The 22,421-nt window shown below is 71.8% G+C and carries 22 protein-coding genes; 12 read left to right on the plus strand and 10 right to left on the minus strand.

All coding sequences use genetic code 11. The annotated features are described in order from the left end of the window. The first annotated feature begins 399 nt into the window (after positions 1–399). The 3 genes from AC156L_RS06595 to AC156L_RS06605 are packed head-to-tail and all read left to right on the plus strand — an operon-like array spanning position 400 to position 3,313. The gene (locus tag AC156L_RS06595; protein ID WP_330876540.1) at positions 400–1,413 is read left to right on the plus strand and encodes a glycosyltransferase; all 1,014 of its coding nucleotides are present in this window, start codon (positions 400–402) and stop codon (positions 1,411–1,413) included. Beyond that, the gene (locus AC156L_RS06600; RefSeq protein ID WP_330876382.1) at positions 1,410–2,435 is read left to right on the plus strand and encodes a glycosyltransferase; all 1,026 of its coding nucleotides are present in this window, start codon (positions 1,410–1,412) and stop codon (positions 2,433–2,435) included. The genes AC156L_RS06595 and AC156L_RS06600 overlap by 4 nt, the downstream gene beginning before the upstream one ends. Continuing rightward, on the plus strand, positions 2,432–3,313 hold the full coding sequence (locus tag AC156L_RS06605; RefSeq protein ID WP_330876383.1) for a glycosyltransferase family 2 protein: 882 nt from the start codon (positions 2,432–2,434) through the stop codon (positions 3,311–3,313). Before AC156L_RS06600 ends, AC156L_RS06605 begins: the two co-directional genes overlap by 4 nt. Positions 3,314–3,429: 116 nt before the next feature. Here AC156L_RS06605 and AC156L_RS06610 read toward each other — a convergent pair whose 3' ends face one another. Together AC156L_RS06610 and AC156L_RS06615 are read right to left on the minus strand one after the other, a co-directional pair. Continuing rightward, positions 3,430–5,166 (minus strand): RNA polymerase sigma factor, encoded by a 1,737-nt coding sequence (locus AC156L_RS06610; RefSeq protein ID WP_330876384.1) that lies wholly within the window; start codon positions 5,164–5,166, stop codon positions 3,430–3,432. Positions 5,167–5,277: 111 nt separating this feature from the next. Next, positions 5,278–5,913, minus strand: a complete 636-nt coding sequence (locus tag AC156L_RS06615) for a hypothetical protein (RefSeq protein ID WP_330876385.1) — start codon at positions 5,911–5,913, stop codon at positions 5,278–5,280. 669 nt (positions 5,914–6,582) lie between these two features. On the opposite strand from AC156L_RS06615, the gene AC156L_RS06620 reads away from it, so the two are divergent. Next, positions 6,583–7,047, plus strand: coding sequence for a hypothetical protein (locus tag AC156L_RS06620; protein ID WP_330876386.1), 465 nt, complete (start codon positions 6,583–6,585; stop codon positions 7,045–7,047). Positions 7,048–7,108: 61 nt separating this feature from the next. On the opposite strand, the gene AC156L_RS06625 is transcribed toward AC156L_RS06620, so the two are convergent. Next, on the minus strand, positions 7,109–7,663 hold the full coding sequence (locus AC156L_RS06625; RefSeq protein ID WP_330876387.1) for a CGNR zinc finger domain-containing protein: 555 nt from the start codon (positions 7,661–7,663) through the stop codon (positions 7,109–7,111). Positions 7,664–7,694: 31 nt separating this feature from the next. Between AC156L_RS06625 and AC156L_RS06630 the strand changes: the two genes are divergently transcribed. Further along, a complete protein-coding gene (locus AC156L_RS06630; protein ID WP_484406681.1) occupies positions 7,695–9,794 on the plus strand; it encodes a glycine/sarcosine/betaine reductase component B subunit in 2,100 nt (699 codons plus the stop codon). A gap of 222 nt (positions 9,795–10,016) precedes the next feature. On the opposite strand, the gene AC156L_RS06635 is transcribed toward AC156L_RS06630, so the two are convergent. From AC156L_RS06635 to AC156L_RS06645, 3 genes are all read right to left on the minus strand, one after another. Further along, a complete protein-coding gene (locus AC156L_RS06635; protein WP_330876389.1) occupies positions 10,017–10,595 on the minus strand; it encodes a Uma2 family endonuclease in 579 nt (192 codons plus the stop codon). Positions 10,596–10,974: 379 nt separating this feature from the next. Beyond that, positions 10,975–11,316: a hypothetical protein gene (locus AC156L_RS06640; RefSeq protein ID WP_330876390.1), complete on the minus strand. Its 342-nt coding sequence runs from the start codon at positions 11,314–11,316 to the stop codon at positions 10,975–10,977. 238 nt (positions 11,317–11,554) lie between these two features. Beyond that, the gene (locus AC156L_RS06645) at positions 11,555–12,196 is read right to left on the minus strand and encodes a TetR/AcrR family transcriptional regulator (RefSeq protein WP_330876391.1); all 642 of its coding nucleotides are present in this window, start codon (positions 12,194–12,196) and stop codon (positions 11,555–11,557) included. A 72-nt stretch (positions 12,197–12,268) separates the two neighbouring features. Here AC156L_RS06645 and cysD point away from each other — a divergent pair, with 72 nt between their 5' ends. Genes cysD through AC156L_RS06675 form a run of 6 tightly spaced genes read left to right on the plus strand, consistent with a single transcriptional unit; the run spans position 12,269 to position 18,540 of the window. After that, complete coding sequence (cysD, locus tag AC156L_RS06650) at positions 12,269–13,168, plus strand: sulfate adenylyltransferase subunit CysD (RefSeq protein WP_330876392.1); 900 nt, start codon at positions 12,269–12,271, stop codon at positions 13,166–13,168. Then, the gene (cysC, locus tag AC156L_RS06655; protein ID WP_330876393.1) at positions 13,168–15,006 is read left to right on the plus strand and encodes an adenylyl-sulfate kinase; all 1,839 of its coding nucleotides are present in this window, start codon (positions 13,168–13,170) and stop codon (positions 15,004–15,006) included. The genes cysD and cysC overlap by 1 nt, the downstream gene beginning before the upstream one ends. A 54-nt stretch (positions 15,007–15,060) precedes the next feature. After that, positions 15,061–16,146 carry a DUF1214 domain-containing protein gene (locus AC156L_RS06660; protein ID WP_330876394.1) on the plus strand — a complete coding sequence of 362 codons (1,086 nt, stop codon included), beginning with the start codon at positions 15,061–15,063 and terminating at the stop codon, positions 16,144–16,146. 5 nt (positions 16,147–16,151) lie between these two features. Next, positions 16,152–17,297 carry a sulfotransferase family protein gene (locus tag AC156L_RS06665; RefSeq protein ID WP_330876395.1) on the plus strand — a complete coding sequence of 382 codons (1,146 nt, stop codon included), beginning with the start codon at positions 16,152–16,154 and terminating at the stop codon, positions 17,295–17,297. After that, positions 17,297–18,076: an SDR family oxidoreductase gene (locus tag AC156L_RS06670; protein ID WP_330876396.1), complete on the plus strand. Its 780-nt coding sequence runs from the start codon at positions 17,297–17,299 to the stop codon at positions 18,074–18,076. Before AC156L_RS06665 ends, AC156L_RS06670 begins: the two co-directional genes overlap by 1 nt. Next, the gene (locus AC156L_RS06675) at positions 18,073–18,540 is read left to right on the plus strand and encodes an SRPBCC domain-containing protein (protein WP_330876397.1); all 468 of its coding nucleotides are present in this window, start codon (positions 18,073–18,075) and stop codon (positions 18,538–18,540) included. Before AC156L_RS06670 ends, AC156L_RS06675 begins: the two co-directional genes overlap by 4 nt. Before the next feature lie 107 nt (positions 18,541–18,647). Here AC156L_RS06675 and AC156L_RS06680 read toward each other — a convergent pair whose 3' ends face one another. The 3 genes from AC156L_RS06680 to AC156L_RS06690 all read right to left on the minus strand — a co-directional run bounded on the left by AC156L_RS06680 (position 18,648) and on the right by AC156L_RS06690 (position 20,625). Continuing rightward, positions 18,648–18,917 (minus strand): hypothetical protein, encoded by a 270-nt coding sequence (locus AC156L_RS06680; RefSeq protein WP_330876398.1) that lies wholly within the window; start codon positions 18,915–18,917, stop codon positions 18,648–18,650. Positions 18,918–18,933: 16 nt separating this feature from the next. Then, complete coding sequence (locus AC156L_RS06685) at positions 18,934–19,284, minus strand: hypothetical protein (protein WP_330876399.1); 351 nt, start codon at positions 19,282–19,284, stop codon at positions 18,934–18,936. A 591-nt stretch (positions 19,285–19,875) separates the two neighbouring features. Next, positions 19,876–20,625 carry an SDR family NAD(P)-dependent oxidoreductase gene (locus tag AC156L_RS06690; protein WP_330876400.1) on the minus strand — a complete coding sequence of 250 codons (750 nt, stop codon included), beginning with the start codon at positions 20,623–20,625 and terminating at the stop codon, positions 19,876–19,878. Positions 20,626–20,747: 122 nt separating this feature from the next. Here AC156L_RS06690 and AC156L_RS06695 point away from each other — a divergent pair, with 122 nt between their 5' ends. Continuing rightward, the gene (locus AC156L_RS06695) at positions 20,748–21,650 is read left to right on the plus strand and encodes a LysR family transcriptional regulator (RefSeq protein WP_484406684.1); all 903 of its coding nucleotides are present in this window, start codon (positions 20,748–20,750) and stop codon (positions 21,648–21,650) included. Between the two features lie 116 nt (positions 21,651–21,766). On the opposite strand, the gene AC156L_RS06700 is transcribed toward AC156L_RS06695, so the two are convergent. Then, positions 21,767–22,264 (minus strand): MarR family winged helix-turn-helix transcriptional regulator, encoded by a 498-nt coding sequence (locus tag AC156L_RS06700; protein ID WP_330876402.1) that lies wholly within the window; start codon positions 22,262–22,264, stop codon positions 21,767–21,769. Positions 22,265–22,421 lie beyond the last annotated feature (157 nt).

The raw sequence follows: 22,421 nt of genomic DNA on the forward strand, positions 1-22,421 counted from the left end.
TGAACCAGCGGGTCTGAACCGGTGGAGGCACATGGAAGCCGCACCCGCCGGGTCTCTTCGCTCCACGTGGGACGTTCACGCGCTCGGGTCGTGCCCACGGGCGAAGGTTCTCGCACCCACCGCCTGAACCGTGCTGGAACGAGGGACGGCCCTTCACCACCGGGTGGTGAGGACCGTCCCCCCTCGGTTCGCGGTCGGTGAACCGATCGACGAGCGCGCCCGGTAGAAGGAGCACATGCGGTGGCACGAACACCATCCGCCGTCGAACCAGGTGGTTCTCGGACGGCACTGCGCGGGGGTGGCCGCGCGGGGCCCGTCACGGGTCCACCTCGGCCGTCAGGTGACACCCTGACCGGCGCTCCGCTCTCCATCGGTCTGATCGCCTCGGCGCGCTACCCCATCCGCGAGCCCTTCGCCGGGGGGTTGGAGGCGCACACGTGGCAACTCGCCACCGGCCTGAGGGCGCGAGGACACGAGGTGACGATCTTCGGCGGCACGGGCTCGGACCCGGCGCTGCGGGTCAGGGCCATGCCGGTCCTCCCGCCCCTGTCGGCGCAAGCCCGACGCGACGTCAGCATGCCGCCCGACTACTTCATCGCGGAGCACCACGCCTACCTCGGCTTGATGATGGACCTCAGCTCCTCCGCGGGGTGCGACGTGGTGCACAACAACTCGCTGCACTACCTGCCCGTCGCCATGGCCTCGGCGCTCCGCGCGCCGGTGCTGACCACGTTGCACACACCACCCACCCCGTGGCTGGAGTCCGCGATCAGGCTGTGCTCCCCCGAGCACGCCTCCTTCGCCGCCGTCAGCGCTCACACCGCCCGGCAGTGGTCGTCCCTGGTGTCCGCGATCACCGTGGTGCGCAACGGGGTCGCACTCGACCGGTGGGTGCCCGGCGGCGGCGGAGGACCACCGGTCTGGTTCGGCAGGCTGGTACCCGAGAAGGGCGCCGAACTGGCCATCCGGGCCGCGCGCTCGGCTGGGACGGGGCTGCGGCTGGCCGGTCCCCGACCGGACGCCGAGTACTTCCGGCGGGAGATCGAGCCGCTCCTGGGTGGTGACGTCGTGTACGAGGGGCACCTGACCCACCACGACCTGGTGCGACTGGTCGGGTCCGCCACCGTCGCCGTGGTGTCACCGCGCTGGGAGGAACCGTACGGACTGGTGGTGGCCGAAGCGCTCGCCTGCGGCACCCCGGTCGCCGGTTTCGCCCGAGGGGCCCTGCCCGAGGTGCTCGACGAGCACAGCGGCGTCCTGGCCGCGCCCGACGACGTGGCCGGGCTCGCCGCGGCCATCACCCGCGCCGCCTCGTTGGACCGGGACGCGGCACGGCACCGCGCCGAGACCATGTGCTCGGTGGACCGCATGGTGGACGGGTACGTGCGGATGTACCGGGAGCTGCGGTCGTGATCGCCTACTACGTGCACCACCACGGGTCCGGCCACCTCCACCGCGCCACCTCCGTCGCCCGCCACCTGGGCGGGGACGTGCTCGGGATCTCCAGCCTCCCCGCGCCCGCCCGCTGGCCGGGCCGGTGGACGACGCTGCCCGGCGACGCCAGGGGTGTCGACGCGACGCACGACGACGTCACCGCGGGGGCCACGCTGCACTGGGCACCCCGGCACCACGAGGGCCTGCGTGAACGGATGGCCATGGTGAGCGCGGACCTGCGCGGCGGTTCGGTCCGCCTGCTGGTCGCGGACGTATCGGTCGAGATCGCCCTGCTGGCCCGGCTGCACGGCGTGCCGGTGGTGGTCGTCGCGCAGCCCGGACGTCGGACCGACCGGGCGCACCGCACGGCCTACGACCTGGCCGACGCGATCATCGCGCCGTGGCCGCGGCAACCCGCTCCGGACTGGCCGGAGGCGTGGCTGGCCAAGACCTCGCACGTCGGGGCGTTCTCGCGCTTCGACGACCGTCCCGCCTCACCGGCCACCGCGCGGCGGAACGTCCTGGTCCTGTGGGGGGCGGGCGGTCTGGCGGTGTCCGAGACCCAGCTCCACGCCGCGGCGGCGGCCACCCCGGAGTGGCACTGGCACATCGCGGGCCCACCCGCGTCCGGGAAGGCACTCGGCCCCCGCCCGCCCAACCTGCACCACCACGGCTGGGTCGACGACCCGTGGCCACTGCTGGACGCGGCGGGCGTCGTGATCACCCACGCCGGGCAGAACGCGCTCGCCGAGGTGGCGGCGGCCCGCAGGCCCGCGGTCGTCATCCCCCAGCCCCGGCCCTTCGACGAGCAGCACGCCACCGCCGCGGCCCTGGTCCGCTCCGACCTGGGCGTGGTGGTCCCGAGCTGGCCCGAACCACACCGGTGGTCGGCGGTGCTGACCAGCGCGCGGTCGCGCGGTGGCGACTGGTCACCGTGGTCGCGCGGTGACGGCGCCGCTCGGGCCGCGGCGGTGCTGCGCGACCTGGCGCGGCACCGGTGACGGGTCGAGCGCACCGGCCCCGGACGGCTGTCATCACCATCGCCGCCGGGCGTGAGGACCATCTCCACCGGCAACGCGAAGCCCTCAGCGCCGACGAGGTCGACCTGCACGTCGTCGTCGGCATGACGGGCGTCCCGCGGCTGCGACCCGTGCCCTCCGCCCCCGAGGTGACGCCGATCTCCGTGACCGCGGGACACCGGGGGCTTCCCCTGGCCGCGGCCCGCAACGCCGGGGCGCGAGCCGCGATCCGGTGCGGTGCCGAACTCCTGGTCTTCCTGGACGTCGACTGCATACCCGGCCCCCTGGCGCTGTCCCGCTACACCACCGCCGCCCTCGACGTCCCCCCGGCGACCCTGCTGTGCGGCCCCGTGGCGTACCTACCGCCTCCGGCGCACCGGGGATACCCGCCGCACGGCGAACTGGCGCGCCTGGCCGAGCCGCACCCCGGCAGGCCCGCTCCGGAGGCGGGACGGATCCTGCTGGACGACGAGCGGTTCGAGCTGTTCTGGTCGCTGTCCTTCGCGACCTCGCGCGACGACTGGGACCGCTTCGGCGGCTTCTGCGAGCAGTTCGCGGGGTACGGGGCCGAGGACACCGACTTCGCGCTCCGCGCGGCGGAACGCGGGGCTCGCCTGGCCTGGGTCGGCGGGGCCGTCGCCTACCACCAGCACCACCCTCCCAGCAGGTACGAGGAGCGCCACGTACGGGAGCTGGTGGTCAACGCCCGGCTCTTCCACCGGCGTCACGGCTTCTGGCCGATGGAGGACTGGCTGACCGACCTGGACCGCGCCGAGGTCGTCCGGTTCGACCGCGCGCACGACGTGCTCCGGCTGCTGCCGGGGTTCGGCGCGAAGCTCCGGGCGCACGGGCCGCGGTGACACCGGGCTGCCACGACGGGTCCGCGGTTCCCCCACCGGTGTCGCCGGGGTCGTCTCGCGGTGGGGCGATCACGGGGAAGGTGCTCGCCCGGTGCGGTGAGCGACCACGGTGGAGGTCACCGGTTCCACGACCTCTCGTAGACCTGCACACCGTTCGCGTCGCGCGCCACGGCGTGGACGACGAGGGGGCGGGGACGGGCATCGGGACCCGACGGGGCGAACGGCGGGACGAGGAACGCGAAGGTGCGGTCGGCCACCGTGACCGGCCGCGGTGGACCGTCACCGAGGCTGATCTCCATGGTCGAGACCTCCGGGCGGAGCTCACCCCCGAAGATCGTGCGGTCGCCCTCGACGACGGTCAGGACGTTCATCACGGCGGGCGCGCCGCTGTTGACGAGGAGCGTGCGGACGGCCTCGGTCCTCTCCTCGTCCGACCGGCACGTCACCAGGCTGTTCGCGCTGCGGCCGAGCACGAGCCTGCCACCGGGGTAGGTCACCAGCGCGCCCGGCCGGTAGGAGTCCGGATCCGGCAGGGGCCGCGACGACCGGGCCAGGCAGTCCCCCAGCGCGCTACCCGCGTCGGACGCGCGGTCCGGCGCAGGTCCGTCCGACCGGTCGCGGACCAGGACGGCGGGCGGCGCGGGCGCGGCGAGTTCCCGCACGGCCGTGGGGTCCTCCGAGTCGATCTCGTTGACGCTGATCCTCGTTCCGGCGAGGTTCACCCCCGTCCGTCCGACGAACAGGTGGTCGCCCGACTCGGCTTTGAGCAGGACGCTGCCGTGGGGGCCGGTGCCCTTGAGCGCGATCCGGCTCCACCCCACGTCGGTGACGCCCGCGACGACGCCCTCACGGCTGAACAGGACGGCGGCGGTCCCGGAGTCCGGCGCCGCGTTCGGGTCGGTCACCGTGACCGTGGTGGGTGTGGTCTGGCAGAACAGCGGCTTGCCGTCGGCACGGGCGGCGACCACGCCGATCTGGGAGTCGCCAGCGGTGAACGACGGTGTCCACAGGGAACGGTCGGGGAAGCGATCGGCCAGCCCCCGCTGCCGCACGGCCGCCCAGCAGCGGTCCAGCGCGACAGCGGCGGCCTCCCGGTCCAACGACCCGCCGACCGCCGCGACCGGGTGAGGCGCGTCGGGCACCTGCCTCAGCACGAGGACCGTCCCGGCGAGCAGCAGCACGACGGCGGCCACCGCGAGGAGCCTGCCGGGGACCGCACGCCGGGCCACCCCCCGCTCGACCTCGGCGCGCAACCGGCCCCGCACCGCGGGTGGGAGCGCGAGCGGCTCGTCGGCCGGAACGTCCTCCGCCAGACGGGCCAGGGCCAGGGCTAGGCGGGAGCGCGCGGTCTCCTCGGAGACCCGCAGGTGCACGGCGGCGTCGGCGACCGGGAGACCGCCGAGCAGGCACAGTTCGGCGACCTCGCGCTGCGCCCGCGGGAGTCGGCGCACCACGTCGATCACCTCGCGCAGCCGGGAGTCGTCGTCGACGCGGTGCACGACCGCGTCGGCGTGCTCGTCGACCGGCTGCGGGGTGGCCGACCCGCGGGACCGCCGGTGCCCGGCGCGCACGACGTCACCCGCCGTCGCGCACAGCAGCGGCAGGGCACTCGGCCCGACCGGCGTCACGTCGGCCCGCGACCGCCACGCGGTCACGAAGGTCGCCGACGTGACGTCGTACGCCCGCTCCCGCGACGCGGTCAGCCGGTAGGCGTGGTTCCACACCGCCTCGACGTGCCGCTCGAAGACCACGTCGAACGACTCCCGGTCGCCACCGCTCCACAGCACGGCGTCGTCCGGCGGCTCACCGCCGCCGGATGACGTGTCCGCGTTGTCCGGGGTGCTGTCACTCATCACGCCGACAGGATGGTCCACTCGGGCGCCTCGTGCCCAGCCTTCCCGCTCATCGCGACCCCACACGTCACCCCGGCGGAGATCCGCCGGGGTGACGTGTGGGTTGCGGGTTCACTGGACGAAGAAGGCCAACGCCTCTATCCGCCGATTCTGCCCCGTGGTTCCCGCGGCGTTGTAGTCGCCGTCGACCCCGCAGTACCAGCCCTGCCAGCCGACGTCCTGCACGTAGGCGTTCCCGCAGATCACCCCCGTCTGCACGCCGTAGGCCACCGCTTCCATCCGCAGGCTCTGCCCGGTGGTGCCGACCGTCGCGGTGGCCCCGGCGGCCTGGCAGTTCCAGTCCTGCCAACCGATCACCTCCACGTGTCCCATGACGCAGAAGTTGACCCCGAAGACCGTCAACGACAAGGCCTCCACCCGGAGTCCCTGTCCGGCCAGGCCGACCGTCACGACCTCGCCTGCCTGGACGCACCGTCCCTGCTGCCAACCGTGGTCCTGCATGTGCACCTGGGCGCAGACGCTCGTCGGCGCGGCGGGCAGGTCCTCACGGGGATCCGCGGCCACGCTTCCGGCCACGGGCCGGTCTTCCGGCACCGCAAGAGGAGATCCGGTGACCGTCGTGGTCGGGGGCGCGGGACTGGTCAGCCCCGGATCGGCGGACGCCGGAGTGATCAGGGTCGAGACCAACGCGACAGCCGCCGTGACGACGACCAGCGATCGGCTGAGTGCTGCGGTTCTGTGCACCATGAAGTGGCCACCTCGTCCGTGCTCGATGTTGGGAACAAACGGAGTTCGTCCACCCGCGAGAGGAACGCGATCGTGGAACGCTGGATTCGGGACACCACCAGACCACCGGCGACGGCTGTCATGCCTCCAGCAAACCGGCTATCGCCGCCGCGGAGAAGGCGGAACCGGGGAAAATGTTGTCTCATAAAGGTTTTTGCAGGTTGAACGGCAGCCGACCGTCTTGATAGGCCCGACCGGCCCGCTGCGCGTTTCCTCCGCGGCCCCTGGCCACGACCGCGCCGGTGGGTCCTGCCCGCCTTCGAGGCACGAGACCAGTTCCGGGGCCGACCCCCGCACCTCGCACGGGATTCCACCGGCGCGGGGGGACTCTGCGGCCCGCACCCCGGCCGCGACGGCCATGCGCGCGGCGTCGGGTGAGGTGCGCCTTCCCGCACGAACCCCGGGCACTCGTGGGCACCGCGGAGCACGGGTCCCCCTGGCCGCCCGGCTTCAGCTCACGGTGGTCCGCCGCCGGAGCACCCGCCGCACGCGCTGGTGACGGTGCCTCCCGCCGGGGTGGTGCCGAGGGCTTCGGCCTCGTGGCTCGGCGAGCCGATCGGCCCACCCACCCGAAGATCGCTGTCCACGACCGTGGCCAGGTGGACGGGTTTGGGCCTACCTTGCTGAAGCATGAAACTGGTGCCGTTGCAGTGGGCCTCCCTCGTGGTGATCTTCATCGATGCCGTCGTCGTCGTGTCCGGGTTCGTGACCGGCGGTCCGTTGCTGCCGCGGTCGGCGAACGTCGTGCTGACGGTGATCTCCCTGGCCCTGCTGGCGACAACGGTGGTGTTGACCAGGGGTGGGTACAACTTCGAGAAGCCGACGCTGCCGGTGTGGGCGGTCGTGGTGGCGGTGATCGCGTTCTTCGGCGGGGCGTTCCTCTTCGCGTTCCCGCTGCTGACCGACACCACCGCGGGGAGTTTCGAGCACAGCGACGGGAAGTACCGCGAATCGAAGGACGGCGTCGTCGTCCGCGAACTCGACGCCGAGCAGTACGAGGCCGCGATGGCCGCGAACCAGCGCGGGTGGGCGGGCCTCGCCGTCGCCTTCGCCGGGGGCACGCTCCTCTACGCCGGGATCCGCCACCGCAGGTGAGGAGTCGTCCGGCGACCGCGCTCACGCGCTCGGGAACTCGGCGTCATCGGGGTGGTGGGTCTCAGGACCCGGTGACGCGCCTGCGGGCCCGGTAGGCGGCCGCGTGGGTGCGGTTGCCGCACGCGGTCGAACTGCAGTAGCGGCGTGATCCGTTGCGGGAGAGGTCCACGAACACGGACGAGCAGCCTTCCGCGGAGCACTCGCGCATCCGGTCGTGTCCCCCGTTGGCGACGAGGGACAGCAGGGCCGCGGAGGTGGTGGCGGCGACCCGGTCGGCGATGCCGGCCCCCGGCGGCGCGTAGTGCCAGTGCCAGTGGCCGTCGTGGTCGGTGAGCTGGGGAAGTGCCCGCAGTTCGGCGAGCGTGCGGTTGAGGAGTTGGACCACCTCGGGCGCGGTGGCGCCGCCGAAGGCTCGGCGCAGGGTGTCGCGGTGGCCCAGCAGCCGCGTGAGGTCGGCCTCCGAGGGTGCCGTGGGCACGACCCAGCCCCGGTGCCTGAGCAGCTCCGCCGCCCGGTCGGCATCGCGCAGGTCATCGTGGCCGGAGTCGGCCCCGCCAGTGTTGACGAGGTCGACCGCCGTGAGGACGGCACGACCATCATAAGCACCTATGTTCACTTGACTCCTGACGCCGTGAACTCCTACCGTCATGACCATCGGTCATTTTACTACTGACGTGGAGGCGCGGATGAACTCCAACGCCACGGTGCCCCCGGCCCGGCTACCGGTGCGCTGCGACTGCGAGGTCCTGCCACCGCCTTCACTGGTCCAGGAGCTCGTGGCGGTCCGCGAGGTGGCGCTCGGCGAGCGGACCGGGTTGCGCGGCGGCACGCTGACCGTCGCGGACGACGTCACCGCCGGCATCGCCGTCCCGCTGGTGACCTCGGTGACGGTCGACGTCGTCGCGCCGGGCGAGCGCGACGTGCGCACGGACACGGTCCTCGACGCGGTGCCGCTGGCGGTGAAGGTCGACGGCGGTATCGGCGACGGCGTGACGCGGCTGGCCACCGGCGTGGTGCTCGTGGTGACCGGGGTGGACGCGGACGGAACGCAACTCGGCGAGGCGGGCAACTCCGCCGGGGTGCTGTCCGAGCGGATGTCGGACGCCGCCCCCGGAACCCCCGATCCCGGCGACTGGATCATCCGGATCGCGGTCACGATCGAGGCAGGGCGGCGGATGGAGCGGCCGGGACCCGCGGCGGCCCACCGGGCGGCGGACGTCGTCGCGGACCGCCTGCGACGCGCCCTGCTCGACGCCCCGCCCGCCGCCGTCACCGACCGCCGCACCCTGGAGGAGCCCTCGGGCGCGGGCCCGCGCGTCGCGCTGGTGAAGCTGGTCATGGGGCAGGGCGCCATGCACGAGAACCTGGTGTTCCCCGCGGAGCCGGGCGGTGTGCGCGGCTCCACCTCCCTGATCGACCTCGGAAACCTGCCGCAACAGCTCCGGGTGAACGAGGTGCGGGACGGCGCGCTGCACTCCCTGTGCTGCGTCGGACCGTCCAGCAAGGAAACCACGCTGCACTACTACCGCGACCCGCTCGTCACGGCTCTCGCCGAGGACACCGAGCTGCGGCTGACCGGCGTGATCGTGGTCGGCAGCCCGGCGCAGGAAGCGGACAAGCGCTTCGTCGCGCGGCGGGTCGGCGCGATGGTCGCCGCGGCGGGAGTGGACGGCGTGGTCGTGGCCACCGAGGGGTTCGGCAACAACCACATCGACTTCGCCGCCGAGATCGAGGAGATCGCGAAGTACGGGACGCCGACCGTCGGCGTGTGCTGGTCCGCCGCCCGCGGCCTGGTGTCCGGCAACGAGTACATGTACGCGCTGATCGAGGTGAACAAGGCCGTCACCGGTCAGGAGTCCGACGTCCTCGGCGAGAACACCGCCGACGCCCTGGACGCGGGCCGGGGGGTCGCCATGCTGAAGACGCTGCTGTTCGGCGCGGACACCCTGCCCGCACCCCGCTCGTGGGACCCGGAGGTGCCGCGCGACAACCAGAAGCTCGTCGAGACCGCGGCGGCCGGCAACGGCGGTCGACCGACGCTGACCGGGGGCATCCGCAGCGAGGTCCCCGTCTCCGCCACCGCCCCGACACCACTGGTCCCCTTGGGACAGCCGCTGTCCGGGACCGTGGTCGCGCTGGTGTCGTCCGCGGGCGCGCACACCACCGGTGACGCGCCGTTCCGCCCCTACGCCGACTACAGCCTCCGCGAGATCCCCGCGACGGCGACCGACGACGAACTCACCTTCGCCTCCGGCAGCTACGACAACAGCGACGTCAACACCGACCCCAACTGCCTGTTCCCCCTGGCCCGGCTCCGCGAACTGGCCGAGGACGGCGTGCTGGGCGGCGTGAGCCCGACCCACTTCGCCATGCAGGGCGGCGGCACGGAGATCGAGCTGGTGAGGACCCGCACGGGCCCGGACCTCGTACGGCGGCTGAAGGAGTCCGGCGCCGACGCCGTCGTGCTGGTCGGCGCGTGCGGCAGCTGCCACCGCTCCGCCGTCGTCCTGCAACGGCTGGTCGAGCAGGCGGGCATCCCGACGGTCATCATCGCGTCACTGCCCGCCGTGGCCGCACAGCTCGGCGCACCCAGGATCGCCGCGACCGACACCCCGATGGGCGCGGCGCTCGGCGCACCCCACGACACCGCACAGCAGCGACGAATCCTCACAGCGGCACTGGACCTGCTGGTGCACGCGGACGAAGCCGGGGCGATCGCGCGGATCCCGGAGCGCTACCGCAGCTGAGCCCGTCGGGGATCGCACCGGGAACTCGACCCGACCACTCCAGGACACCTGACCCGTAGCCCGGAGTGGTCGTGACGCGTCCAGCACGTGGCGCTCCCCTGAGTTTTGACAATTCATGTCACCGTGGGAAACCTGGGAGTCGAAAACTCTTGCGTCATGAGGTCACGCCATCTCACGGCCCGGTCGATCACCGAGAAGAACTACCAGGAGATCACCCCGGGCTCACGAATCCAGGTCGGCCACGTCCATGGTGATCGTGACCGGCGCGGCCGTGACGGCCACCGGTCCCTTGCCCGTGGCGGTGTTCTCCCGCGCGTACTGGCCGTCCACCAGGCGATGAGCGGTCAAGGCCGGCAGGTCGTCGGGCTGGTCGACCGTCCACAGGAACGGCACACCCGCCGCGGCGTGGCCGGCCATCTTGGTTTCCCGCTCGGCACGGGGGTTGCCCGGTGACCAGATCTGCACCGCCAGTGCGACGGTCTCCGCGGCGAAGCTGACTCCGACCGGTTCGCAGGTCGGCACGACCACGTCCGGGATGAGGGCCGTGCGCCACGCGGTGGAGATCCGCACGTTCACCGCGGGGACCACGTGCGGGTCGGCGCGGCCTGCGGCCCGCAGCGCGTCGTCGACCAGGCGGGTCAGGCGGTAGGCCGCGTACTGGTGTTCGCCCGAGGGCGCTGGGGACACGTGGAGGTGTCCGAAGATGAGTTCGAGACGCGAGCCGTCCACCGGGGGAGGCAACGCAAGCCAGTCGTCGACGGTGCACGGCCCGATCATCGGGTGCTGCACGGCTGCGTGCACCGGACCACAACTCCTATGACCAGTGCCGCGAATGGGCCCTACCAGTATCGCACCGATCGATCCGCGCCCGCGAGAGAACACCCTTGTCGAGTGGTTGCCGACGCGGCTCTCGTTCAGGTGGTGACGAACCCGGAGGAGAGCGCACCCAGCACGGCCGCGACGACCTTGCCGACCTCGGTCGAGCCCGTGAACGAGATCCGGGGAACGTCGGGGTGCCGGTTCACAGGGGCCATCGGAACTCCCGACGCACCCAGGTCGACCAGCCCACCGCGCGAGACCGCCTGCGAGAGCGTGCCACTCCTCGCACGATCATCGCCGCGATCGCGGGACCCCCATCGCGCGGTGGGCCTGGTCACCGAGTGGGACGGCGGTCAAGACCTCACGGTATGGCGGCGAGGGCGCAGGCCGCGGCCGCGATGCGGAACCACACACCGGTGGCGACCAGTGCCCCGGTGCACGCCACGATCGCCGTGGGCGATTGGACGGACCCGAGCACGCAGGCGGTCAGGCGAGCCCCGCCCACCGAGTACCCGGTGGAGGTGAGGTAGCCGACGCACTGGCTGGCGGTGAGGGGTTCCACGTGCGCGTCGACCTGCTGGACGTGCGCCGCGGCCACGTCCCGACGTGCCTCCGCCTGCGCGGGCGAGGCCGCGAGGGCGGTGATCATCGTGGCCACGAGGCCGACGAGAACGACGCTGACGAGTTTCCAGAAGCGCTGCACTTTACCTCCACGTGTTGTCATCCACCGGTGTTCGACCGGTCGCCGGAGATTCAGCGGTGATCAACCAGAACCCCGTCGTTCCGCGGACGCAGGCCGATCTCGACCGTCCACACCCGGAAACAACCGGACCGGGTCACACCGCTTCGCGCTTCGCAGTGTTCCCGGTGCCGTCGGGACCGTTCCCCGCACGACCGACCAGCGGCTTCATCCGCGATCACCTGGGGCATCCGCCCACGGGTCAGGACTCGGCGCCGTTCGGTCGCACGATGCCGCGCTCGATCGCGCCCGTGGCGAACGCGATCAGGTGGGCGGGCGTGATGCGGCTGGTCCGCGAACCCTGGAGCAGCAGGTCGTCGGCGAGGCCGATCAGCGAGTCCCACACCCAGTGCGGCAGGGCCGGGTCGTCGACCAGGGTCTGACCGGAGGCCCGTGCCGTCTCCGCCAGCGTCCGGGCCAGGGCGTCGATCGTCTTGCGGTAGACCTTCACCGAGCCGGTGGCCTCCTTGCCGCGCCTGCCCCCGGCGAGCACCTTGGCCTCCCACTGCGCGGCGGAGCGGCCGAAACGCCGCCACAGCTCGGTGACCTGCGGTTCGACCTCCCGGAGCACGCCTGCGATGCCCAGCCCGCGGTCCACCCCCGCGAGGGTTGCCCGGAGGTCGTCCAGCCGTCGGGCCATGAGCGCGGCGAACACGGCCTCCTTGCCGTCGAAGTACTGGTAGACGGTTCCGGAGCTGACCCCTGCACCGACGGCGATCGCGCGCATCGTCAAACCCGCGTACCCGTGCTGGTCGAGGATCTCCTCGGCGGAGGACAGGATGTCGCGTCGCCTGCCCGCCGCGTCGCCCCACGCGGTGGCCTGCTGCTCGGTCTCGGCACTCACCGGTGCAGCCTATGTTGAACAACGTTCGGATTCATATTGAACGTTGTCCAGTTTCGTGGGACCGTGCTTGGCATGACGCTCGACCACCTCGCCCGGCTGGAGGCCGACAGCATCGACATCGTCCGCGAGGCCGTCGCGGAGAGCGCGCGACCCGTGCTGCTGTACTCGATCGGCAAGGACAGCTCGGTGCTGCTCCACTTGGCGCGCAAGGCTTTCCACCCGTCACGGCCGCCGTTCCCGCTGCTGCACGTCGACACCACGTGGAAGTTCCGGGAGATGATCGAGTTCCGGGACAAGACGGTCGCGACGCTCGGACTGGACCTGATCGTGCACCGCAACCCGGAGTGCGTGGCGCTGGGCGTCAACCCGTTCGACCACGGCTCCGCGCGGCACACCGACCTCTGGAAGACCAGGGGCCTGCGCCAAGCGCTCGACGAGCACCGGTTCGACCTGGCCTTCGGCGGCGCGCGCCGCGACGAGGAGGCGTCCCGCGCCAAGGAGAGGGTGTTCTCCTTCCGCTCCGCGCAGCACCGCTGGGACCCGAAGAACCAGCGCCCGGAGCTGTGGCGGCTCTACAACGCCCGCGTCGCGCCCGGCGAGAGCATCCGGGTGTTCCCGCTGTCCAACTGGACCGAGCTGGACGTCTGGCGCTACGTCGACCGCGAGCGGATCCCCGTGGTGCCGCTGTACTTCGCGGCGCGCCGCCCCGTGGTGGACCGCGACGGGATGCTGATCGTGGTGGACGACGACCGGATGCCGCTGCGCGACGGCGAGGAGCCGACCCCGGAACTGGTGCGGTTCCGCACCCTGGGGTGCTACCCGCTGACCGGCGCGGTGCGGAGCACCGCCGCCGACGTCCCGGAGATCATCGAGGAGATGAGGACCGCCACCACCTCCGAACGGCAGGGCCGGGCGATCGACCACGACCAGCACGGGTCGATGGAGCGCAAGAAGCAGGAGGGGTACTTCTGATGGACGACCTGCTCCGCTTCATCACCTGCGGCAGCGTGGACGACGGCAAGAGCACGCTGATCGGCAGGCTGCTGTACGAGTCGAAGCTGCTCTACGCGGACCACCTCGCCGCCTTGGCCGCCGACTCGAAGCGCGTCGGCACCCGTGGTGGCGAACTGGACTTCGCGCTGCTCGTGGACGGCTTGGCGGCGGAACGGGAGCAGGGCATCACCATCGACGTCGCCTACCGGTTCTTCGCGACGCGGGCACGGCGGTTCATCGCGGCGGACACGCCGGGGCACGAGCGGTACACGCGCAACATGGTCACCGGGGCGTCCACCGCGGACGCCGCGGTGATCCTGCTCGACGCGCGCAAGGGCGTGCTCAGGCAGACCCGCAGGCACGCGCACCTGGCTTCACTGCTGGGGATCCGGCACATCGCGCTCGCCGTGAACAAGCTCGACCTGGTGGGCTACTCGCGGGAGGTGTTCGACTCGATCAGCGCCGAGTTCGCCGAGTTCGCCACCGAGCTGGACCTCGACGAGGTGACGTGCGTGCCGGTGTCGGCCGCGGACGGGGTCAACGTGGTGGGCCGCGGCGAGCAGACCCCGTGGTACGCGGGGACGACGCTGTTGCGGTGGCTGGAGTCGGTGGACGTCGGGGGCACCGCCGCGGACGACCCGGTCCGGTTCCTGGTGCAGTGGGTCAACCGGCCGGACGCGGACTTCCGCGGCTACTCCGGACGGGTGCTGCGCGGCACCCTGCGCACGGGCGACCGCGTCCGCGTGCTCCCCGGCGACCAGCTGTCCACAGTGGTCCGCATCGTCACCATGGGAGGCGACCTCGCCGAGGCGCCGACCGGGTCGTCGGTGACCGCGGTGCTCGCCGACGAGGTGGACGCGAGCCGCGGTGACGTCCTGGCCGCGGCCGACGACCCGCCGGGGGTGGCCGACGCGTTCCAGGCGCACCTGGTCTGGCTCCACGAGGCCGACCTGCTGCCCGGCAGGCACTACCTGGCCAAGGTCGGCGCTCGCACCACCGGCTTCACCGCCGACCTCCCGAAGTACCGCGTCGACGTCGACTCGCGCGGGCGCGCACCGGCGAAGGTGCTGCGGTGCAACGAGATCGGCGTCGCGAACGTCCACTTCGAAGCACCCGTGCCGTACGAGAGCTACCGCGTCAACCGGGACCTCGGCTCGTTCGTGGTGATCGACCGGCTGACCAACGCCACCGTCGGCGCGGGCATGATCGACTTCGAGCTGCGCCGCTCGGCGAACGTGCGCAGGCAGCACCTGACCGTGGACAAGCGGGCGCGGGCCGAGCGCAACGGGCACCGGCCCTGCGTCGTCTGGTTCACCGGCCTGTCCGGTGCGGGCAAGTCCACCATCGCGGACCTGGTCGAGCAGACCTTGCACGCGGAAGGCAGGAACACGTTCCTGTTGGACGGCGACAACGTGCGCCACGGCCTGAACAGGGACCTGGGGTTCACCGACGCGGACCGCGTGGAGAACATCCGCCGCGTCGCCGAGGTGGCGGCGTTGATGGTGGACGCCGGGCTGATCGTGCTGGTCTCGTTCATCTCGCCGTTCCGCGGCGAACGGGCGCTCGCGAGGGACCTGGTCGCCGAGGGCGAGTTCTGCGAGGTGTTCGTCGACACCCCGCTCGCGGTGGCCGAGCAGCGCGACCCGAAAGGCCTGTACGCCAAGGCGCGGCGGGGTGAGCTGGCCAACTTCACCGGTATCGATTCACCCTACGAGCCGCCGGAGCACCCCGACATCCGGGTGGACACCACGGCGCTGACCCCCGAGGACGCGGCGCACGCGGTGGTGGCCGGACTCCGCGGGCTCGGCCTCTGTTGAACGCCGTCCGAGATCCGGTAGCTTAACTAGAACACGTTCTCATTGGAGGTCTGCGTGCCGGATCAGACGTGGTCGGAGTTCTGCCGGGCGCTGGAGCGGGCGGGCCAGGTGATCCTGTCCGAGACTGCCCCGGACACCCCGCTGGACCGCGCCGAGGGCTTCCGCTACCTCACCAGGCTGACCCGCGAGATGCTCTACTCGTGCGTGGACAACGCCGACCCGGACTTCCCCCGGTTCCACGAGCTGGACCTGGTCAAGATCGGCGCGGACAACCCGGACAACGTGTACCTCTCGGCCAACGTCCGCGGCGACCGGACCTACCGGATCACCGGCACCCGCGGCACCATCGCGTACTTCAGCATCGGCTCCAAGGCCAACCGCTACGCCAAGGACGGCACGATGGCCTCCACCGGCGAACTGTCCGACGCCGACCTCGTCGTCGAACCCGACGGCCGCGTCGAGATCGTGGCGAGCGCGGAGAAACCCGGCTCCGGGGACCGGGTCCGGAACTGGCTGCCGCTCGCCCCTGACTCGACCGGCCTGGTGGTGCGCCAGACCTACCTGGACCGGTCCACCGAAACCCCCGGCACGTGGCACGTCGAGCAGGTCGACGGCCCCGCCGAACCGGCACCGCTCACCCCGGAGTTCCTCACCAAGGCCCTGCGGCGGGCGGCGCTGTCCGTGCACGGCACCGCGGCCACCTTCGCCCGCTGGACCGAGACGTTCGCGACCAGGCCCAACGAGCTGGCCGACTTCGGGCAGGAGGTGTTCCAGCGCGCGGGCGGCGATCCGGAGATCTTCTACCTGCACGGGTACTGGTCGCTGAGGCCCGGCGAGGCGTGGGTGATCGAGACCGACGTGCCGGACTGCCCGTACTGGAACTTCCAGCTGAACAACTGGTGGATGGAATCCCTCGACCACCACCGCGAGATCACCCTGAACAAGCACACCGCGACCCTCGACGCGAACGGTCGGCTGACCATCGTGGTGGCCGAGCGGGATCCCGGTGTCGGCAACTGGATCGACACCTGCGAGCACGGCTCCGGCACAGCGCTGCTGCGCTGGCTCGGCGCGGCGCACCACCCGACGCCGACGTGCCGGGTGGTCCCGCTGGACTCGGTGACGGCACGGGAGGGGTGACGACGGTGACCACCGCCCTGAACGTCGACGAACTGATCGAGAAGGCCTCCGCCAAGACCGGTCTGACCGACTTCGGCGACGACTGGTTCCGCGAACCGCTGGACGTGCTCGTCACGAGCCTCAACACCGAGGCGGCCCTGTCACCCCTCGGCCTGGAGCTGACCAGGCGCAGGCTGACCGCGCTGCTGAACGACCGGCTGCGGCTGCGCGCACTGCACCGCGAGCACCCGGAGGTCCTCGACGTGGAGGTGCGGGTCGCGGCCGAGATCTGCGGTCTCCCCCGCACCGGTTCGACGCTGCTGCACAGGCTGCTGGCCGCCTCGCCCAAGCTCACCGCCGCGCGGTCCTGGGAGGTGGCCTACCCGATCCCGTTCCCCGGCGAAGGTCCGGACGCCCCCGAGCGCAAACGCCGTGCGCGGGAGCGGACGCGGGTGTTCGCCGAGTTCTCCCCCGACTTCGCCCCCGTCCACCAGGTGGTGTGGGACGGCCCGGAGGAGGAGGTGATCCTGCTGGACCGGACGTTCGTGTCGATGAGCTTCGACACCTTCTACTGGGTGCCCGGTTACGGCGACTGGCTGCGGGCGGCCGACCAGGGCAGGGCCTACGCCGAACTGCGCGAGTGGCTCCAGGTGTTGCAGTGGCAGGACCCGGCGCGCGCGAACCGCCCCTGGGTGCTCAAGTCGCCGCACCACCTGACCGCGGTGGACACCGTGCTGAACACCTTCGACGACTGCAAGGTCGTCATGACGCACCGCTCCCCCGTGAACGCCGTTCCCTCGTTCGCCTCGATGGTGAGCATGATCGCCAAGCAGCACAGCGACGAGGTCGACCCGATCCGCGTCGGGCGGTACTGGTCCGACCGGTTGGCCGCGGCGCTGCGGGACTTCGCGGCGGCACGGGCCGCGCGGCCGGAGCGGTTCGTGGACGTGAGGTTCACCGACACGGTCCGCGATCCCGCCGCGGTCGCCCGCCGGGTGCTCCACGAAATCGGAGCGACCCCGGACGCGGCCGACGACGCGGCGTTCGAGGCCTTCCTGGCCCGCGACCGCGCGGAACGGCACGGGTCGCACTCCTACACCCCGCACGACTTCGGCTTGACCGAGGCGGAACTGGCCGAGGAGTTCGCGTTCTACACGGAGGTGTACCTGTGATGCTCGACGGCGAGGTCGTGGTGATCACCGGGGTGGGTCCGGGCCTCGGTTCGAAGCTGGCCGTCCGAGCGGCCGCCGAGGGCGCGAAGGTGGTCATGGCCGCACGGTCGGAGGACGTGATGGCCCGCACGGAGAAGGACATCGTGGCGGCGGGCGGCGAGGCCATCGGCGTGCCGTGCGACGTGCGCAGGCCCGAGGACGTCGCACGGCTCGCGCGGTCCGCCGTAGACCGGTTCGGCACCATCACCGGCCTGGTCAACTCGGCGTTCGGGCACCCCGGCTTCCACGACCTCCTGGACACACCGGAGAAGGCGATCCGCGGGTCGATGGACATCATCCTGCACGGCGCGCTGGGCGTCACCCGCGAAGTGGTGCCGCACATGAAGGCGGCGGGCCGCGGCTCGATCGTCACCATCGGCACGATGGCCACCCGCAAGCCGTCGCGCGGCGAAGGGGGCTACGCGCTGGCCAAAGCGGCCATGTCCACCGCGACGCGGTACCTCGCGCTCGAACTCGGCGAGCACGGCATCCGCGCGAACCAGGCGGTCCTGGGCTGGCTGGACGGACCGGGCGTGCGGTTCTACCTCAGGATGACCGCCGACTCGCGCGGCGTCACCGAGCAGGACGTCTACGACGAGATCGCCTCGCGCAACCCGCTCGGCCGGATCCCGACCGACGACGCGTGCACGGGTGCGGTGCTGTTCCTGCTGTCCCGCGGCGCGTCGGAGATCACCGGCGCGACGCTGGACGTCAACGGCGGGGAGCACATGCCGGTATGAACTTCGTCGTCGAGTCCGTCGCGGTCGAGATCGACGCTCCGGCCGCGTTCGTCTGGGAGGTGCTGACCGACTACGCCAGCTACCCCCTGTGGAACCCGTACACGATCAAGGTGGACACCACGCTGGTCGTGGACTCCCCCATCGACCTCACCCTGCCGAACCCGGACGGCGGCGGCGGAACGTTCGTCAGCCGCGAGTACATCCGCGTGGTCGACCCGCCCCGACTGCTGCGCTACGACACCGGCGACACCTTTCCTGGCCTGTCCGGGGTGCGCGACCAGTGGATCACCGCGCTGGGCCCGGACCGGTGCGGCTACACCACACGCGAAACCTTCACCGGCGAACTCGCCCGTCCGGTCCTGGCCGCCCAGGGGCCCTGGGTGAAGGCCGGTTTCGACGCCGTCGCCCACGCCCTGCGCGACCGCGCCACCGCGCTGTTCACCTCACGACGGGTAGACGGCTGATCCCCCGCTGTCCCCGATGTTCGGAGGCGACGCCGGGGTGACGCCGCGCGGCGCGGAGACGGTCGGTGTGCGGGCGCTCCCCGCGGAGCGCCCGCACACCCGTGGACCTAGCAGAACCAGCCGTTCTGCACCCAACCGTCCTGGTGGACGTTGCCGTACGCGTGGCCGAAGACCCACTCGCGGCTGGGTGAGTAGCGGGAGACGTCGAAGTTCTCGTGGAAGTACAGGGTGCCGATCACGACGCCCGCCGCCGTGGCGCGGACGTACAGGTCTTGGGCGCAGACCTGGCGCACGGCCTGCGTGGACGGATCAGCGGAGGCGGACGGAGCGAGCACGGCGGTCAGCATCAGGGCCGTGCTCAGTGCGGCCAGCTTCACGGGGACTCCTCTGTTTTCAGTCGAAGGCGAAACAGCTCCGGAGCATGAAGCCCCACTGGCTGTGGTTGTGCCACAGGACGTCCGCGGACCGGCCGTCGCCGGTGATGTACCGGACGCCGATCCACGTGCCGCGCGGCAGCACGACGATCGGATCGCGGTGGACGCCACCGGAGTAGTTGCCGAACAGCGTGGTCGACTCGCACGTCGTGTGGGCTTCCCGCATCGGGACCCACGGGTCGCTGACCGTCCCGCTGCCGGCTTGAACGGTGACCGGTGAGCCGGGTGCGGCGGACGCGGGCGCGACGCTCGTCGACAGGGCCGCGGCGAGCAGGACGATCGCGAGTTTCCCTCGTGCTACCAAGGACATGAGAGATCCTCTCAGCAGAGAACGAGCAGGACTCGTGAATTACTACCAGGATCTTCGGCCAGTCTGCGCCCAATTCACTCGATCGCCCGCATACCGCTCACCGCTCGGCGCTGACCCGGTGGAGTTATGCCGAAGCCGTCATCGACGTCCCCGAAGTGGTCGAGTCCTGAGATGTTTGCCCGGTCGCCACAGCGGATGACATCCCACGATCGGCGAACCGCGCGCCTTCTCCACCGGAGGTCCGATCCCGAACCGGTGATCGCAATCCGGCGGAACAACTCGCCGCGCATCCCGAATCGGCCGCGCGGCAGCAGCCCGACCTCGTGGTCGCCGAACGAGCGCTGGCCGGAACCGTGCCCCCGCGGCGGGGTGGGGCGACACCGGGTGCGCCCGCGGCACCGACCGGTCGGCCCGCCGGTCGTGCCCGCCTCCGCGCGGCAGGTTCCACGCCGGCCAGGGCGGCGGGCACCGAAGTGATCAAGTTCCTCCACCGCCACGACCCCGGAGGAGCACGTGGTCCCGCGAAGCCGTGCAGGCCGCGGTACGCCGCGCACCGCACCGGGTGGCCGCGCAGACCACTCCCCCGAGGACCTACACCTGAGCCATCCCGCCGTCGACGCACAGTTCCGCGCCTGTCATGAAACCGCTCTCGTCGGAGGCCAGGAACAGCGCCGCGGCGGCCAGTTCCTCGGGGCGCCCGAGCCGCCCCAGCGGGACGTGCGTGGCCATCTGTGCGCGCAGCGCTGCCGGGTCCTGCCCGAAGTACTCGGCCTGCCCGTCGATGATGGCCGTGTCGAACGGACCAGGGGTCAACACGTTGACCCGCAAGCCCCGGTCGCCGAACTCGGCCGCCCACACCCGCGCGTAGGAGCGCACGGCCGCCTTCGCCGCGCTGTAGGTGGTCGATCCGGGCAGTCCCTTGAACCCCTGGATCGAACCCACCAGGATGATCGAGCCACCGGTCGACATGAGCGGCAGCGCGGCCTGAACGGTGAACATCGTGCCCCGCGCGTTGATGTCGAACGTGCGGTCGAAATGATCCTCGGTGACCTCGCCGAAGTCCGCCCGCTCGATCATGCCCGCATTGGCGACGAGCACGTCGAGGCGCGCACTCCCCCGCCTGATGGTCTCGACCAGATCGTGGAGACCGCTCGCCGACGTGGAGTCCGCGACAACCGCCGTGACCCGTCCTTCGATGGAAGCCGCCGCGTCGTCGAGCACTTCCTTCCGGCGGCCCGTGATGTAGACGTGGGCACCTTCGGCCGCGAACCTCTCGGCGATCGCGAGGCCGAGGCCCGCTCCTCCACCCGTGACCAGAGCGACCTTGTCGGCGAGACGCATCCGCTTTCCCCTTCCTCGGACGAGCTGTGCGGTCCAGAACGTACGCAGCAGCGAGACATAGGCGCAAAGAGTCGCCCGCTATGATTTGCATAGGTGGCTTCTATGTGGCGAGGCGGTTCCGGATGAACTTGCGGCAGTACGAGTACGCGCTGACCGTGGCCGAGGAAGGCAGCATCACAGCGGCGGCCGAGCGGCTGGGGATGGCGCAGCCGTCGCTGTCCCAGCAGATCGGCACCTTGGAGAAGCAGGTCGGGGTGCGCCTGTTCACGCGGACCCCCCAAGGAGTGCTGCCGACGGCGGCGGGTCGGGCCTTCCTGGCCGAGGCGGAGGTCGCCACCACCGCGTCCCGGCGCGCGCTCACCGCCGCCCGCTCCGCCGACGCGGACCTGACGGGCGAGCTGATCATCGCCGTCTACCTGGGACTCGGGACCCGCCTGCTGCCGCGCGCGCTCGGAGAGCTGCGCCGCCGTCATCCCCACCTGGAGGTGACGATCCACGAGGAGCCCGACCCCACGGACATGGAACGGCTCGCGCGCCAGGGCACGCTCGACATGGTCCTGGTGCACGAGGTCCCGCCCGGATGCTTCTTCGACGTCCACACGCTGGGCAGGGAGTCGTACGTCGCCGTGCTACCGGAGGGCCACCCACTCCTCCACCGGGACGAGCCGCTCCTCCTCGACGACCTCGCTCACGAGGGGTGGGTGCGCTTCCGCCGCACCAGCAAGCTCGACGAGCACCTGGCGCGCCTGCTCGCCGACCGAGGCCTCGCCCCGCGGACGGTCGGCCGGGCCTCCCAGATCTCCACCGCGGTGCGGCTCGCCGCGGAAGGCCTCGGCGTCACCATCGCGCCGTCCTCCGCGATCCCCGACGGCTTCGAACACCTGACCCGCCCGCTCCACCCCGCTCTCTCGGAGCCGGTGGTCGCGGGCGTTCGCCACTCGCCAGGGCGGGCCGAAATCGCCTTGCTGGACCAGTTGAGCCGGCAGGACTGGTCGAGCACGGGAGTCAGCACGTCCGAGCGCTGAGCGCCGCCCCTCGACTCCGGCGGGACGGCACGTCGCACGCAGGCGCAGCCACGTGCCCAGCGGTCCTCTCGCCACCAGGACACCGTCGCGATCGGTCACCGCGTGGCGCGGTGAGGTCAACCCCTGCGCCGCCGAGGCGCCGCCGAGCGCGGCGGCGTGGACCGCATGTGGTCGCGCACCGGCGCCAGCAGGCCGGCCAGGGCGATCACGTCGCTCCGGGAGAGCGGCTCGAAGAGCAGGCCGCTGACGACCTCGACGTGGCCGGGAAGCACTGCCGCGAGCAGCGCGCGCCCGGCGTCGGTGATGGTGACCGTGACGCTGCGCTCGTCGCCCGCGGACGGCGAGCGCTCGACCAGGCCCGCCCTCTCCAGCAGCCCGACCTGGTAGGTCAGGCCGCTGCGGCTGTAGACGACGCCGTCGGCGAGGTCGGTCATGCGGTGGCTGCCCGTCGGCGAGTCGCCGAGCCGCGCCAGCAGCTGGAACTGCACGTAGCTGAGGTCGCCCGCCTCCTTCAGCTGCTTTTCGACGGCGTGGCGCAGAAGGCTGGTCACCTCGATGAGGGAGAAGTAGGCACCGAGTTGGACGGGGTCGAGCAACTTCGGCGAGTCAGCCATGACACCAGCCTACTGCTTCGAATTCGAAGGAGCGAGGTGAGGTGAGCCGCCCGACCGGATGACGGGAGCGGCTTCGGCGTCCGCTCGACCCCAGGTCGACAAGCGGCCCACCGACCACCGGCCACCGACCGGCAACGACGACCGACGACCGGCGACC

This window comes from Umezawaea sp. (assembly GCF_057122925.1).